At 36.5% G+C, this 13,555-nt stretch carries 15 protein-coding genes; 5 read left to right on the top strand and 10 right to left on the bottom strand.

Annotation, left to right across the window (positions count from 1 at the left end):
• The 7 genes from BUE24_RS16995 to BUE24_RS16965 form a co-directional block, all read right to left on the bottom strand.
• Positions 1-699 carry a hypothetical protein gene (locus BUE24_RS16995; protein WP_073318385.1) on the bottom strand — a complete coding sequence of 233 codons (699 nt, stop codon included), beginning with the start codon at positions 697-699 and terminating at the stop codon, positions 1-3.
• 33 nt (positions 700-732) lie between these two features.
• Entirely contained in the window at positions 733-1,440 is a 708-nt protein-coding gene (truB, locus tag BUE24_RS16990; protein ID WP_073318382.1) for a tRNA pseudouridine(55) synthase TruB, read from the bottom strand.
• A 6-nt stretch (positions 1,441-1,446) separates the two neighbouring features.
• A complete protein-coding gene (locus BUE24_RS16985; RefSeq protein WP_073318379.1) occupies positions 1,447-2,241 on the bottom strand; it encodes an undecaprenyl-diphosphate phosphatase in 795 nt (264 codons plus the stop codon).
• A gap of 61 nt (positions 2,242-2,302) precedes the next feature.
• The gene (locus BUE24_RS16980) at positions 2,303-2,569 is read right to left on the bottom strand and encodes a DUF3098 domain-containing protein (RefSeq protein WP_073318376.1); all 267 of its coding nucleotides are present in this window, start codon (positions 2,567-2,569) and stop codon (positions 2,303-2,305) included.
• Entirely contained in the window at positions 2,550-2,957 is a 408-nt protein-coding gene (locus BUE24_RS16975; RefSeq protein WP_244548168.1) for a hypothetical protein, read from the bottom strand. Before BUE24_RS16975 ends, BUE24_RS16980 begins: the two co-directional genes overlap by 20 nt.
• Before the next feature lie 3 nt (positions 2,958-2,960).
• Positions 2,961-3,788 (bottom strand): prolipoprotein diacylglyceryl transferase, encoded by an 828-nt coding sequence (gene lgt, locus BUE24_RS16970; RefSeq protein ID WP_073318374.1) that lies wholly within the window; start codon positions 3,786-3,788, stop codon positions 2,961-2,963.
• 2 nt (positions 3,789-3,790) lie between these two features.
• Positions 3,791-4,669: a cell division protein FtsX gene (locus BUE24_RS16965; RefSeq protein WP_073318371.1), complete on the bottom strand. Its 879-nt coding sequence runs from the start codon at positions 4,667-4,669 to the stop codon at positions 3,791-3,793.
• Positions 4,670-4,846: 177 nt separating this feature from the next.
• Here BUE24_RS16965 and BUE24_RS16960 point away from each other — a divergent pair, with 177 nt between their 5' ends.
• Positions 4,847-5,770 (top strand): ketopantoate reductase family protein, encoded by a 924-nt coding sequence (locus tag BUE24_RS16960; protein ID WP_073318369.1) that lies wholly within the window; start codon positions 4,847-4,849, stop codon positions 5,768-5,770.
• 163 nt (positions 5,771-5,933) lie between these two features.
• Entirely contained in the window at positions 5,934-8,747 is a 2,814-nt protein-coding gene (leuS, locus tag BUE24_RS16955) for a leucine--tRNA ligase (RefSeq protein WP_073318366.1), read from the top strand.
• Between the two features lie 75 nt (positions 8,748-8,822).
• Here the strand turns inward: leuS and BUE24_RS16950 are convergent, their stop codons facing one another.
• Positions 8,823-9,002: a hypothetical protein gene (locus BUE24_RS16950; protein WP_073318363.1), complete on the bottom strand. Its 180-nt coding sequence runs from the start codon at positions 9,000-9,002 to the stop codon at positions 8,823-8,825.
• 87 nt (positions 9,003-9,089) lie between these two features.
• Between BUE24_RS16950 and BUE24_RS16945 the strand changes: the two genes are divergently transcribed.
• From BUE24_RS16945 to BUE24_RS16935, 3 genes are all read left to right on the top strand, one after another.
• Positions 9,090-9,395: a SemiSWEET family sugar transporter gene (locus tag BUE24_RS16945; protein WP_244548167.1), complete on the top strand. Its 306-nt coding sequence runs from the start codon at positions 9,090-9,092 to the stop codon at positions 9,393-9,395.
• Positions 9,396-9,528: 133 nt separating this feature from the next.
• On the top strand, positions 9,529-10,644 hold the full coding sequence (ald, locus tag BUE24_RS16940) for an alanine dehydrogenase (RefSeq protein WP_073318360.1): 1,116 nt from the start codon (positions 9,529-9,531) through the stop codon (positions 10,642-10,644).
• A gap of 106 nt (positions 10,645-10,750) precedes the next feature.
• A complete protein-coding gene (locus BUE24_RS16935; protein WP_073318356.1) occupies positions 10,751-11,443 on the top strand; it encodes a zinc metallopeptidase in 693 nt (230 codons plus the stop codon).
• A 54-nt stretch (positions 11,444-11,497) separates the two neighbouring features.
• Here BUE24_RS16935 and BUE24_RS16930 read toward each other — a convergent pair whose 3' ends face one another.
• Both BUE24_RS16930 and BUE24_RS16925 read right to left on the bottom strand, forming a co-directional pair.
• Positions 11,498-11,968 carry an Lrp/AsnC ligand binding domain-containing protein gene (locus BUE24_RS16930; protein ID WP_073318353.1) on the bottom strand — a complete coding sequence of 157 codons (471 nt, stop codon included), beginning with the start codon at positions 11,966-11,968 and terminating at the stop codon, positions 11,498-11,500.
• A 101-nt stretch (positions 11,969-12,069) separates the two neighbouring features.
• Positions 12,070-13,440 (bottom strand): saccharopine dehydrogenase family protein, encoded by a 1,371-nt coding sequence (locus tag BUE24_RS16925; RefSeq protein ID WP_073318350.1) that lies wholly within the window; start codon positions 13,438-13,440, stop codon positions 12,070-12,072.
• Positions 13,441-13,555: the final 115 nt, after the last annotated feature.

The following is a 13,555-nucleotide window of genomic DNA, read 5'->3' as shown; positions in this document are numbered from 1 at the left end:
CTAATTTGAGTAATTAAAATAATAAGTAATAGAGCCTTCTTGCTCTTCGATTGTAGAACGCGAAAACAGTGCTTTTCTTGCATAATTCATAGCATTATCAAATAAGCATTCGTTTCGCGTTGTAGATCGTTTTTTATCGACTTTGGTATCGATCACGTACCCATTCTTATTCACTTCAATTTTTACAACTACCTTACCACTAGCATTACAAGTGTATACAGGATTCGGTAAATCGATAGATTTTCTTCCTTTTAGTGTATAGGTAAGAGAACTATTTCTGTTATTCGTTTCTTTATCATCCTCTTTGGTAGCCTCTTCTTTATTCAATTCTTCGCTCTTTTCAGCCTCCAAAGGAACTTCACCGTTTTCGTTGGTTAGTGTTTCTTCATTTTGTGCTGCGGTTTCATCAGATTTCATCAAAGATTTGATTCGCTCTTCGATTTCATCATGATCTTCAAAATCCTCGTTGTAGGCAGCATGTGTTCTTTTTGAAGCAATAAGATCTCTGGCTTCCTCTTGTTGAGGTTCTTCTTCTTCAGCTTGTTCTTCTTCGGCAATGAACTCTTCAGGAATTTCCATAAGAATTTCTGATTGTTCTTTTTGTTTTCTAAACATGTTGATGTTGTAAAGACTAAGAACAAAAATCCCCATCAATAATGATGTGATTATAAGGGCTTTATGTTTTTCGATAAATTCCATAGGTAACTATAACTAATTTTTTTATACAATATTTTAATTAGTTTCAACTTTTATTGGTAACTGATTTTCAAAAGATTGAATGCTCATCGCATCGTCTACAGAAAATGCTCCAATTTTAGTTCTTCTAAGAACGGTCAAGTGCCCCCCACTATCTAATGCTTTTCCAAAGTCATGAGCTAAGGACCGGATATAAGTACCTTTGCTACATACTACTCTAAAATCAACTTCTGGTAAAGCAATTCTTGTGATTTCAAATTCGGTAATTGTTATTTTTCTTGGTTCCACTGCTACTTCTTGTCCTTCTCTTGCATATTCATATAACCGTTTTCCATCCTTTTTAAGAGCAGAAAATACGGGTGGATACTGTTCTATTTCTCCAATAAATTGAGAAGTGGCAGTTTTGATATCTTCTTCTGTGATATGGTCAATAGGAAATGTTTGATCGATTTCGGTTTCCAGATCATAAGATGGTGTAGTGCCTCCCAAAGTAATAGTGCCGGTGTATTCCTTGATTTGTCCCTGAAACTCCTGGATACGCTTGGTAAATTTGCCAGTACAGATTACCAAAAGACCAGTGGCCAACGGATCTAAAGTTCCTGCATGCCCAACTTTAATTTTTTTAATACCAAAACTTTTTCGGATATGCCAACGCAGTTTGTTTACAACCTGGAAAGAAGTCCATTGTAATGGTTTATCGATCAAAAGGATTTGACCTTCTTTATAGTCGAGTTCGGTTAACATTGGGGGCTATTTAATAAAACCAAAACTGATGGCAACAATACCAACAATAATACAATATACGGCAAAATAAGTTAACTTGCTCTTTTTCACCAGGGAAATCATCCATGTACAAGCAAAAAGACCAGAAATAAAAGCAGCCAAAAAGCCAATACCCATAGCAGTGCTATTATCTGAAGAGAAAGTAAGCTCACCCCCCATGATATCTTTTGCTATTTTTCCGAAAATCAATGGGATAACCATCAAAAATGAAAAACGCGCCGCCTTGGTTTTATCATTTCCTAGTAACACCGAAGTAGAAATGGTAGCACCACTTCTAGATATACCAGGTAACATTGCAATTGCTTGAGCAACACCAATTACAAATGCGTTGGAGTTGCTTACAGATTTTTGAGTGTCTTTTGCTTTATCGGCCAACCATAATAATATAGCAGTAATGATGAGCATAAAACCGACAAACATAATATTACCTCCAAATAGTTGTTCTAGTTGTTCTTCAAAAAAAAGTCCTACCAAAACGGCTGGAATCATTGAGATGATAATTTTTAGGGCAAAGAAAGTTTCTTCATTTTTTTTGAATTGCAGCAACCCTTTGATAATCTCTATAATGTCTTTTCTAAACACCACGATAGTACTTAGCGCTGTGGCAAAGTGCAAAACAACGGTAAAAAGTAGAGATTCTTCGGGGACGCTGTTATCTCCCAAAATGGCTTTTCCTAATTCTAAGTGACCACTAGAAGAGACCGGTAAAAACTCGGTTAGTCCTTGTATAATACCTAAAATGACCGCATCAAAAATTTCCATAAAGGATTCAGGCTTTTAAATTTGTGGCAAATATAGGTGTACTCCTGTAATAAAATGTGGATTATTCTTTTTTCTTCTTATTTGGGTCCAGCAAAATAGCATATATCTCGATCCCAAAACCAAGCAGTACAATAGTAGGAGCTAGTCTAATTCTTCTGAAGTTGTAAATCTCTGGGTTAAACACATTAGGATCATCGCTTCCTCCTCCTGCCATAAGGATAAAACCAAACGCAATAACAGCAAGACCTATGGCCATTACAACATAATTTTTCTTACCGAAAACAAAACCAGGTTTTGAAGGGGTGTTTTTATTGGATTGTTTTTTCATGCGTGTCGTTATTTATCTCGTTATATAGAACTCGGTTACCTATCATCAATTTGGAAATGTGCCCCATATTGCTGTCGCGGGTAAATATAGTCCATCTTTTGATAGGATACAAAGTAACAGTTTTGTTTAGGATTTCTTTTTGAAGTCCTTCTACGGTTAATCCGGTCTGTAATCCCCTGTTGATATAATAGTAATGAGTATCAGATTGTAAGGTCAGGACAATATCAAAACCCGAACTTTCTTTAACCTCTATCACGGTACCGCTCACCTTAAGTACATCATCTGGTTGTACATTTCTAACGGGTTTAAAAGTTTGTACCATCATCCACATAAATCCAATGAATAAGACAAAAACAATGGAAAACCATATTTTTCCTGCTTTTCTCATAGACTAAGCAGTTACTTTGTTTTTACGTAGTCCGAATACAAGCAAAACGAGTCCGCATAGAATAAAAGGAATACTTAACCATTGTCCCATGTTTAATGCCATTGCATCTTCAAAAGCAACCTGATTCTCCTTGTAGAATTCAATAATAAATCGCATGATAAATACCAAAGCGATTACTAGTCCAAATAGCACACCCTTGCGGTTTTTAAGATTCGTTTTTTGATACAAATACCAAACAATTCCGAAGATAATCAGATATGAAAAAGCTTCATACAATTGGGTTGGGTGTCTGGCAATTAAATCGTCTCGGACAAAGATAACTCCGTAGTTACCGTCAGTAGGTTTGCCATAAATTTCAGAATTCATAAAATTTCCGAAGCGGATAAAAGCTCCGGTTACAGGAGCAACCATTGCAATTCGATCCAAAATCCAGAATAGAGGAGCTTTGTATTTGTAGACATATAAAAACACTGCGATTATCGCTCCAATACTACCTCCATGACTGGCTAGACCCGTAAATCCGGTAAAATGCCAGGTGCCGTCAACAATTTGAAAAGGCAAAAATATCTCTAGAGGATGTTGAGAAAAATACTCAAAGTCGTAAAACAGACAATGACCAAGACGCATTCCCGCAAAAATCCCAACAAAAAGATAGGTAGAAAGTTTTTCTAGATCCTTTACAGGAACTTTTTCGGTCTGATACATGTATTTAACCAGGGTATAGGATAATATAATCCCTGTCAAAAACAGAAGGCCGTAATATTTTAAAGGAAAAATGCCGAATAATTTTATGATTTCGGGATCAACATTCCATTCTATAGGTCCTATCATGGCTAGTAATATAATTCGTCTGTTCTAAGATTAAGAAAACGCTGAGTGGCAAAGAAAGTACTGATCCAGGTAATAACTACTCCAATTCCAAAAACACCTGCAAACAAAATGACCAGCAGAATTTTGTCTTCCAGAAGGGCTAATTCAGGGAATGTTTTATTTAGATAATACAACACAACACCTACTCCGATTAGTGCTACAATAGCACCGATCATACCCAGGCGAACGCTTTTCCAAACAAATGGTTTTCGGATAAATTTTTTGGTCGCTCCTACCATCTGCATGGTTTTTATAATAAAACGTTTGGAGTACACCGATAATCGAATAGAACTGTTGATTAACAACACTGCGATAAAAGTAAAAATAGCACTGACTAGCAATACCCAAAAACTTATTCGCTTGATATTGTCGTTTAATAAAGAAATTAGAGGCTTGTCATAAATCACTTCGTCTACAAAATTCTTTTTGGTAATAGATTTTGAAATCTCCTCTATTTTGGCCGGATCAACAAAATCGGCTTTCAGATAGACATCGATAGAGTTTTGTAATGGGTTATACCCAAGAAATTCCATAAAATTCTCTCCAATATCTTTGCTGTGTTCTTCGGCAGCCACATCCTTAGATATAAACTGAGTGGATTTTGTATATTCTGCCAAAGCCAGTGTTTTCTCCAGTTGTTTTACTTCAATTTCTTTGGCGGTATCTTTTAGATAGATGGTTAGCGCAATTTTTTCTTTGAAGTGATCGGCTACTTTTTTGGTGTTAAGTACCAAAAGACCTAAGAGCCCTAATAAAAATAGCACTAACGATATACTAATAACCACCGAAAAATAGGAAGAGATTAGCCGTCGTTTTTGATATTTTTCGAAAGAAGAACTCATAAAGAAATATTTTGCAGTAAAAATAGTAAACTTAACTAACTTTGATAAGTGAATAACGCATTCTTATTTACGATATTTTTACAAGGACAGAAAAGCGCTTTCCTTTTTTGTATAAAGGAGTAGAAGAAAGCTATTTTTTAGTCAACAAACAGTTTTAATCATACAAAACCATAGATAATGCACACAGTTATTATTGGAGTTGGCGGTGTTGGGGGATATTTTGGAGGAAAGATTTCTAATTCAAATCAAAAAGTAACGCTTGTAGCCAGAGGGCAACATCTGGAAGCTATACAAAATAATGGACTACAAGTAAAAAGTATACAAGGTGATTTTGTAACTCATCCATATATGGTAACCGATGATATTGGTGAAGTTGAAAAGGCAGATCTTATTTTGATTTGCACCAAATCCTGGCAGGTAATAGCCGCTGCAAAAATGGTAATCCCTTTACTTAAAGAGGGTACCGTGGTAATGCCATTACAAAATGGAGCAGATAATATCGAAAAATTGCTTTCGGTTTTGCCACCAAAACATGTCGTAGGAGGATTGTGCAAAATCTATAGTAAAATTGAAGATTATGGAGTGATTTCGCATTTTGGGCATGACCCTGAGGTTGTTTTTGGAGAGATTGACAAAAACAAAACGGAGAGAATACAAAAGATAAAACAGTTATTCGATACTGCAGGATTTCGAAATACCATTTCTGAAGATATTTATGTAGATATCTGGAGTAAATTTATGTTTATTGCTACGGTAAGTGGATTGGGCGCACTTACTCGCATCACTATAGGAGAAATGTATGAAAACATCGGGACAAAATCCATTCTAGAACAAACAGCTACAGAAATTTTTAAAGTGGGGATGGCCAAAGGTGTGCAATTGCCAGATGATTTGGTTTCTCGTATTATGAGTTTTATCGGTAAACAACCTTACGATTCTACGGCCTCTACCCAACGTGATATTTTGGAAGGGCGCCCTTCAGAATTGGATAACTTCAATGGATTTATTGTAAAAGAAGGAGAAAAACTAGGAATTGAAACACCAGTAAATTCTTTTATTTACAGTTGTTTACAGCCTATAGAGGCCAAAGCGAGAAGTTAGGAGGTTTCTAAAAAGCAGAGCGTTTAAAAGGAGTCTTCTTCTTTACTTCGTTTCTTTTGGACAAGCAAAAGAAATGAAAGCGTAGTGAAATGATAATTACTTAATAGGATAAGTCTGTTTAACTCGCATAAAATCGTAAATTTGCGATCTTAATTTTAGATTGATGAGCTACGATTTTAATTCCCTAGAAGCCAAATGGCAAAAATATTGGGCAGAGAACCAAACGTTCAAAGCAGAGAATAACAGTTCTAAACCAAAATATTATGTTCTGGATATGTTTCCATATCCATCTGGAGCAGGTTTGCATGTTGGGCACCCTCTGGGATATATCGCTAGCGATATTTATGCTCGTTATAAGAGACATAAAGGATTTAATGTATTGCATCCGCAAGGGTATGATTCTTTTGGATTACCTGCAGAGCAATATGCCATACAAACAGGTCAACATCCGGCTATTACTACCAAAGAAAATATCACTAGATATCGCGAGCAATTAGATAAAATTGGATTTTCTTTTGATTGGAGTCGTGAGGTAAGAACCAGTGACCCTTCTTTTTATAAATGGACACAATGGATCTTTATCCAACTTTTTGATTCGTGGTATGATTTTGATAGCGATAAGGCCAGAGCTATTACTGATTTGGAAGCTATTTTTTCTGAAAAAGGAAACGCAACGATAAACGCTAGTTGTGATGAAGATGTTACCATTTTTAGTGCAGATCAGTGGAATGCCTTTTCTTCAAAAGAAAAGCAGGAGGTGTTGTTAAAGTACAGACTTACTTATTTGGCAGAGACAGAGGTAAATTGGTGTCCACAATTAGGAACGGTATTAGCCAATGATGAAATTGTAAATGGTGTTTCAGAACGTGGGAGTTACCCGGTGATTCGTAAAAAAATGACCCAGTGGAGTATGCGAATTTCGGCATATGCACAACGTTTATTGGATGGATTGCAAACTATTGATTGGCCACAGCCATTAAAAGATTCCCAAACCAATTGGATCGGTAGATCACAAGGAGCAAGTGTGGTTTTTAATGTAAAAGATCACAATGAAGTAATTGAAGTATTTACTACACGTCCTGATACTATTTACGGAGTTAGTTTTATGACTTTGGCTCCAGAACACGAATTGGTGCAAAAAATCACAACTGCTGATCAAAAGCAAGAAGTTGAAGCTTATATAGAAGCCACAGCCAAGCGAAGTGAACGTGAGCGTATGGCAGATGTAAAAACGATTAGCGGGGTGTTTACAGGGGCTTATGCAGAGCATCCTTTTACCAAAGAGTCGATCCCGGTTTGGATTGGGGATTATGTTTTGGCGGGGTATGGTACCGGTGCTGTAATGGCCGTACCATGTGGAGATCAAAGAGATTATGATTTTGCCAAGCATTTTGATATTACTATCCCTAATATTTTTGATGGAGTTGATATTTCTGAAGAAGCTTTTGCCGACAAAGACACTACGGTAATCGCTAATTCTGATTTCTTGAATGGATTGAGCTATAAGGAAGCTACCAAAAAAGCGATTGAGGAGTTAGAAAAGTTAGGTCAGGGAGAAGGAAAGATCAACTATAGATTGCGTGATGCGGTATTTAGCCGACAGCGTTATTGGGGAGAACCATTCCCGGTCTATTATGTAGACGGAATGCCACAAATGATTGCTAAGGAACATTTACCGATACAATTGCCAGAGGTAGAAAAATATTTGCCAACCGAGACTGGAGAACCTCCTTTAGGAAGGGCAACGGTTTGGGCATGGAATACCGATACCAATGAGGTAGTGTCCAATGATCAAATTGATCATAAAACAGTATTTCCTTTAGAATTGAATACCATGCCAGGTTGGGCAGGTAGCTCATATTACTTTAATAGATATATGGATCCTCATAACGAGGAAGAAGTTTTTTCTAAGGAAGCAATTACCTATTGGAAGGAGGTTGATCTATATATTGGAGGTAGCGAGCACGCTACAGGGCATTTGTTGTATGCTCGTTTTTGGCAAAAATTCTTGTTTGATCATGGATATGTGCTTGTAGACGAGTTTGCCAAAAAGTTGATTAACCAAGGAATGATTCTGGGAACGAGTGCGATAGTGTATCGGGTGAGTGGAACAAACACCTATGTAAGTAAAGGATTAAAGGATCAACATGAGACAGAAGAGCTACGTGTAGATGTGAATTTGATCAATAGTTCTGATGAGTTGGATGTTGAGGCTTTGAGAAACTGGCAACCTCAATTTAAAGACGCAGAGTTCTTGTTAGAAGATGATAAATACGTTGTAGGGAGAGAGGTCGAGAAAATGTCGAAAAGATGGTTTAACGTAGTTAACCCAGACGATATTTGTAATGATTATGGAGCAGATACCTTACGTTTGTACGAGATGTTTTTGGGACCATTGGAGCAAGCAAAACCATGGAATACGGCTGGGATCACTGGAGTGCATTCTTTCCTTAAAAAATTATGGAAGTTATACCATAACGGAGATACTTTTGAGGTTACGGATGCCGAGCCCACCAAAGAGAATCTGAAAACATTGCATAAAACGATCAAAAAAGTAGAAGAAGATATAGAAAACTTCTCCTTCAATACTTCGGTAAGTACATTTATGATTGCTGTGAATGAATTAACTGCTCAAAAGTGTAAAAGCAGACAGGTTTTAGAATCGCTGTTGGTGTTGATTTCGCCATATGCGCCACATATTGCAGAAGAATTGTGGAGTCGATTAGGACATGAAAATTCGATTTCAACGACTTCTTTTCCACAATTTGACGCTTCACACTTGGTTGAAAGTGCAAAGGTGTATCCTATTTCTTTTAACGGTAAAAAACGATTCGAATTAGAGTTGCCATTAGATATGAGTAAAGAGGATATAGAAGCTGCAGTAATGGCTCACGAAAAAACACAACAGCAACTTGCCGGAAGAGCACCTAAAAAGGTAATAGTTGTTCCTGGTAAGATTGTGAATGTAGTGGGATGATAAAATTTACTAGATGAAATAAAAAAAGAAGACCGCTTTTACGTAAAAGCGGTCTTCTTTTTTAAATATATCGAATTAGTAGGTTGTTCTTCCTGGTTTTTTGCGTACTACTCTGTCATTTCCCTGTTTAAATTCAACAATTTCATCTTCCTTTGGTGGAGTGGTAGCAGTTCCTCCAAATACCATTGCTAAAGCACTTTTGTTCAATTCTTTTACGCCCCATTTTTTTAACGAATTGTTATTTCTGTGTTTCATTGGTTTTCTGTTTTAGAAAAAAATTATATTTGATTAAGATATTATTTTTTTGCTTGGGAAGCAACAATTTTTCAATGGTTTAGGGAAATGAAGTATATGTTGACTGTTTATTTTATGCATCTGTTATTGCTAGGGTTCGATTTTGTAGAGCTATTAGGGTTGATTGCCGCCATCTTAACCACCGCGGCATTTTTACCACAGGTGTATAAAACCTGGAAAACAAAATCTACCGATAGTTTGTCGCTATCGATGTTGCTCATTTTTGTTTCGGGTGTGCTCAGCTGGTTAGTTTATGGTTTTTTAATAGATAGTTTTCCTATTATCCTGGCTAACTTTGTTACTGCAATTTCCGGAATACTTCTTCTTTATTTTAAAATCCGATATAAAAATTAATAAAAATTAGAAGGTTTGCTAATTTTTAACAATTTAAATTAAAACCTATCAAAATTATCAATAAAATATTTTTGAAGGGGTATTTATTGTTTTATTTCATAAAAACAGCTATTTTCGACCAAAAAATAAGAATATGATAATTGGTGTTCCTAAGGAAATCAAGAATAACGAAAACAGAGTAGGCGTAACACCTGCTGGGACTATGGAATTGGTTAGACATGGTCATACTGTTTATATTCAAAAGGATGCTGGTCTTCAGAGTGGATTTAGTGATGAAGAGTATATAAGTGCAGGAGGAAAAATTTTGCCGACTATTGAGGATGTTTATCAAACAGCTGAAATGATCATCAAGGTAAAAGAGCCTATTGAGCCAGAATATAAATTGATCAAGAAAGATCAATTGTTATTTACCTATTTTCATTTTGCTTCTAGTGAGGTGTTAACCAAAGCAATGATCGATAGTGGATCAGTTTGTGTTTCTTATGAAACTGTTGAAGATCCTGATCGTAGTTTACCGTTGTTAACTCCTATGAGCGAGGTTGCTGGAAGAATGTCTATCCAACAAGGTGCTAAATATTTAGAAAAACCTTTAAAAGGAAGAGGTATTCTATTAGGAGGTGTACCTGGTGTAGCACCTGCCAAAGTATTGATCCTTGGTGGTGGTGTAGTAGGAACTCAAGCTGCAAAAATGGCTGCAGGTATGGGGGCAGATGTAACCATTCTTGATATCAGTCCAAAACGATTGAAATATCTGGATGATGTGATGCCTGCCAATATTAATACAGAATATTCAAACGAGTATACCATCCGTAAGCATATCAAGACATCAGATTTGATCGTAGGCGGAGTATTGATTCCTGGTGCCAAAGCACCAAAATTAATCACTCGTGATATGTTGAAAGAAATGCGTCCGGGAACTGTCTTGGTTGATGTTGCAGTAGATCAGGGAGGATGTTTTGAGACGACCAAGCCAACAACGCATCAGGACCCAGTATATATTATTGATGATGTAGTGCATTATTCTGTGGCAAACATGCCAGGAGCGGTGCCATATACCTCTACTTTGGCACTTACGAATGTCACTTTGCCATATGCTGTTCAATTAGCAAATAAAGGTTGGAAGAAGGCATGTGCAGAGAATGAACCACTTAAAAAAGGATTAAATGTCATTAATGGAGATGTAGTGTATCCCGCTATTTCAGAGGCTTTTGAGCTTTCATTACACGACGTAAATGATTATATAAGTTAAACTCGACTTATTGGCTAACTCAAGTTTATTTAACCTTAGACCTCGTCATTTTGGCGAGGTTTTTGCTTTTTTTATTGTACATTTAATACGATAAAAAGTAAAAGTTATGATGGGATATTATGTCATTGCAGGAATCATCTTTTTGGTGAGTTCTTTTGTAAGCAATAGACTCAAAAGCAAGTTTAAAGAATATTCTAAAATTCATCTTCGTAACGGTATGAGTGGCGCAGAAATCGCTACCAAAATGTTACAGGATAATGGTATTAACGATGTACAGGTAATTTCTACACCAGGGATGCTTACCGATCACTATAACCCTCTAAAAAAGACTGTTAATCTAAGTGAAGGAGTGTATCATCAACGCAATGCTGCTGCTGCTGCGGTTGCTGCACACGAGGTAGGACACGCGGTACAACATGCTACTGCTTATAGTTGGTTGACGATGCGATCTAAGATCGTTCCAGCGGTAGGCATGGCGAGTAAATTATCGAATATCGTTATTATGGCTGGTTTAGTGCTTTCGGCTTCAGGAATGTTGCTAGGGAATACTATATTTCTAGTGGGGATACTGCTATTTGCGGTAACTACCCTATTTGCATTTATTACCCTTCCTGTAGAGTATGATGCCAGTAATAGAGCTTTGGCTTGGTTAGAGAATAATAGAATGCTTACCTCAGAAGAGCATGCCGGTGCAAAAGATGCATTAAAGTGGGCTGCCAGAACTTATGTAGTAGCCGCACTTGGTTCTTTAGCGACCTTGCTTTATTTTATATCCATATTTATGGGTAGAAGAGATTAAAAATACTTTATTTGAATATGAAAAGACCTCTTGTGTGATATGCGAGAGGTTTTTTTAGATATTGATTTGTCTATCAATTTGTTGGTCGAGAGAAATGAAAGTTTCTGTACGCGAAACACCTTCAATAGCTTGTATATTTTTATTCAAAACATTCATTAGATGCTCATTGTCTTTACATAGTATCTTAATGAATATCGACCAATTTCCTGTTGTATAATGACACTCGATAACTTCTGGGATTTCTTTCAGTTCTTTTACAGCTTTGGGATTGCTTACGGCTTTGTCCAAAAACACACCCACAAATGCCATGGTTTTATATCCTAGGATTTTTGGATCTATAATGAATTTAGAACCCGCAATAAGTCCTGAAGCTTCAATTTTACGTAGCCTTTGATGGATTGCTGCACCAGAGATACCTACTTTTCTTGCTATTTCCAAAATAGGCCTGCGGGCATCTTCCATAAGATTACGCAAAATTTCTTTGTCAATACCATCAATTTTTAAGGTAGTATTTTGGTTTTTCATAGAATTGAGATTGCAATTTTTAATCAAAAATACAATTCTATAGTAGAAAAGAAAGTTAAAAACTTACAAATGAAGAAATTTGTAAGTTGTAATTAAGGGTGTTATCCTTTTACACCATCTGGATTATAACCTAAATAGTCTCGTTCTTTTTCTTTAAAGATGATATCGTAATCTTCTAATTCTTGAAGAATAGGATCGTATACCTCTTTGTGGATAGGAATTTGTACTCCTGTTAGTGAAACTTCATTATTTAAGATCTTTAAAGCGACCATTGCTACGGGAAGGCCAACGGTTCTGGCCATTGCGGTATAGGTTTGATTTTCTCCAAGACAAACCATGGTGGCATCGATTTGTTGTTTTTTCCCGTCAAGTTCGTAACCAAATTTATGATACATCACAATCATATCTTTGTCTTCAGGATCCAAGCTCCACTTGTCGGTAAGTATTTTTTGAAGAATTTGAGCAGGAGTAGCATTGGCGATTCCTACTTTCTTATTTGGGTTAAAGAGATCAAGCTCTTGCAATTTTTCCCACATAATATCGTCTTGATCGATCTTTAGATAATGGCGTAGTTTTAGTTCTGCAGAATCTGTGGGAGAATAGGCTAAGAAAGAGTTGATAAAATCCCGATAACTCATGTTTTCAGAATTTTCGATAGTATAGTCATCTGCGGTCATCCCTAATTGAACAAAAGTATTCCACGCTCTGGAGAATCCAACACGTCTGATCGTTCCTCGATACAACGTAAGTATATCATCAAGACCATAAATACTTTGATACTTCAGAGAATTTCGATTGGCATAAGCTTCAAATTTGCCATATCCTTCTACTTCCAAAAACTCAGTTCGTCGAAACAGTTTATGATAAGGGATGTATTTGTAAGCACCTTCCTGTAAGAACTTCGCTGCTCCACCTTGTCCAGCCACGACAACATTACGAGGGTTCCAGGTAAACTTATAGTTCCATAGATTAGAATCACTTTCAGGAGCTACCAAACCACCGGTAAAGGATTCAAAAAGAATCATTTTTCCTCCTTTGTTTCTAATACGATCTATCACTTGCATGGCGCTCATATGATCAATTCCCGGGTCAACACCTATTTCATTCATAAATAAGAGCCCCTTGCGCTTCACATCCTCATGTAATTCTTGCATTTCAGGACTTACGTACGAGGCAGTAACTATGTTTTTACCGAATTTCAGGCAATCTTTGGCCACTTCTATATGAAATCGTGCGGGCAACATAGAAATAACAATATCTGCTTCTGAAATCGCTTTTTGTCTTGAATCTCCATCAAAAACATCTAACACAATGGCTTTGGTATTGGGGTGATCACCAGCCAGCTTTTCTGCATTTTGCAACGAAATATCTCCTATAATGATACATAGGTTTTCGCTGATGGATTTATCCTGAAAATACTTGATTAACACCGCAGTAGATTTTCCCGCGCCAATAACTAAGATGTTACGCATAGCCGATTATTTTGATAACTTTAATACGAATGTAGTAAATACCTAAAAAAATAAGAATGCTATCCTATTACATTCGTTATGTTTCTGGTAAATTTGTGTTTAAAATTTCTTTTTT

The organism is Aquimarina spongiae (genome assembly GCF_900141785.1).
Taxonomy (GTDB): domain Bacteria; phylum Bacteroidota; class Bacteroidia; order Flavobacteriales; family Flavobacteriaceae; genus Aquimarina; species Aquimarina spongiae.
The sequence above is the reverse complement of the archived record's forward strand: the minus strand, read 5'-3'. Positions and strand labels throughout refer to the sequence as shown.

What these genes read in the sequence shown, in the direction of transcription:
- BUE24_RS16995 (WP_073318385.1), bottom strand. Translation starts at nt 699, where the DNA reads ATGGAATTTATCGAAAAACATAAAGCCCTTATAATCACATCATTATTG.
- truB (WP_073318382.1), bottom strand. Translation starts at nt 1,440, where the DNA reads ATGTTAACCGAACTCGACTATAAAGAAGGTCAAATCCTTTTGATCGAT.
- BUE24_RS16985 (WP_073318379.1), bottom strand. Translation starts at nt 2,241, where the DNA reads ATGGAAATTTTTGATGCGGTCATTTTAGGTATTATACAAGGACTAACC.
- BUE24_RS16980 (WP_073318376.1), bottom strand. Translation starts at nt 2,569, where the DNA reads ATGAAAAAACAATCCAATAAAAACACCCCTTCAAAACCTGGTTTTGTT.
- BUE24_RS16975 (WP_244548168.1), bottom strand. Translation starts at nt 2,957, where the DNA reads ATGAGAAAAGCAGGAAAAATATGGTTTTCCATTGTTTTTGTCTTATTC.
- lgt (WP_073318374.1), bottom strand. Translation starts at nt 3,788, where the DNA reads ATGATAGGACCTATAGAATGGAATGTTGATCCCGAAATCATAAAATTA.
- BUE24_RS16965 (WP_073318371.1), bottom strand. Translation starts at nt 4,669, where the DNA reads ATGAGTTCTTCTTTCGAAAAATATCAAAAACGACGGCTAATCTCTTCC.
- BUE24_RS16960 (WP_073318369.1), top strand. Translation starts at nt 4,847, where the DNA reads ATGCACACAGTTATTATTGGAGTTGGCGGTGTTGGGGGATATTTTGGA.
- leuS (WP_073318366.1), top strand. Translation starts at nt 5,934, where the DNA reads ATGAGCTACGATTTTAATTCCCTAGAAGCCAAATGGCAAAAATATTGG.
- BUE24_RS16950 (WP_073318363.1), bottom strand. Translation starts at nt 9,002, where the DNA reads ATGAAACACAGAAATAACAATTCGTTAAAAAAATGGGGCGTAAAAGAA.
- BUE24_RS16945 (WP_244548167.1), top strand. Translation starts at nt 9,090, where the DNA reads ATGAAGTATATGTTGACTGTTTATTTTATGCATCTGTTATTGCTAGGG.
- ald (WP_073318360.1), top strand. Translation starts at nt 9,529, where the DNA reads ATGATAATTGGTGTTCCTAAGGAAATCAAGAATAACGAAAACAGAGTA.
- BUE24_RS16935 (WP_073318356.1), top strand. Translation starts at nt 10,751, where the DNA reads ATGATGGGATATTATGTCATTGCAGGAATCATCTTTTTGGTGAGTTCT.
- BUE24_RS16930 (WP_073318353.1), bottom strand. Translation starts at nt 11,968, where the DNA reads ATGAAAAACCAAAATACTACCTTAAAAATTGATGGTATTGACAAAGAA.
- BUE24_RS16925 (WP_073318350.1), bottom strand. Translation starts at nt 13,440, where the DNA reads ATGCGTAACATCTTAGTTATTGGCGCGGGAAAATCTACTGCGGTGTTA.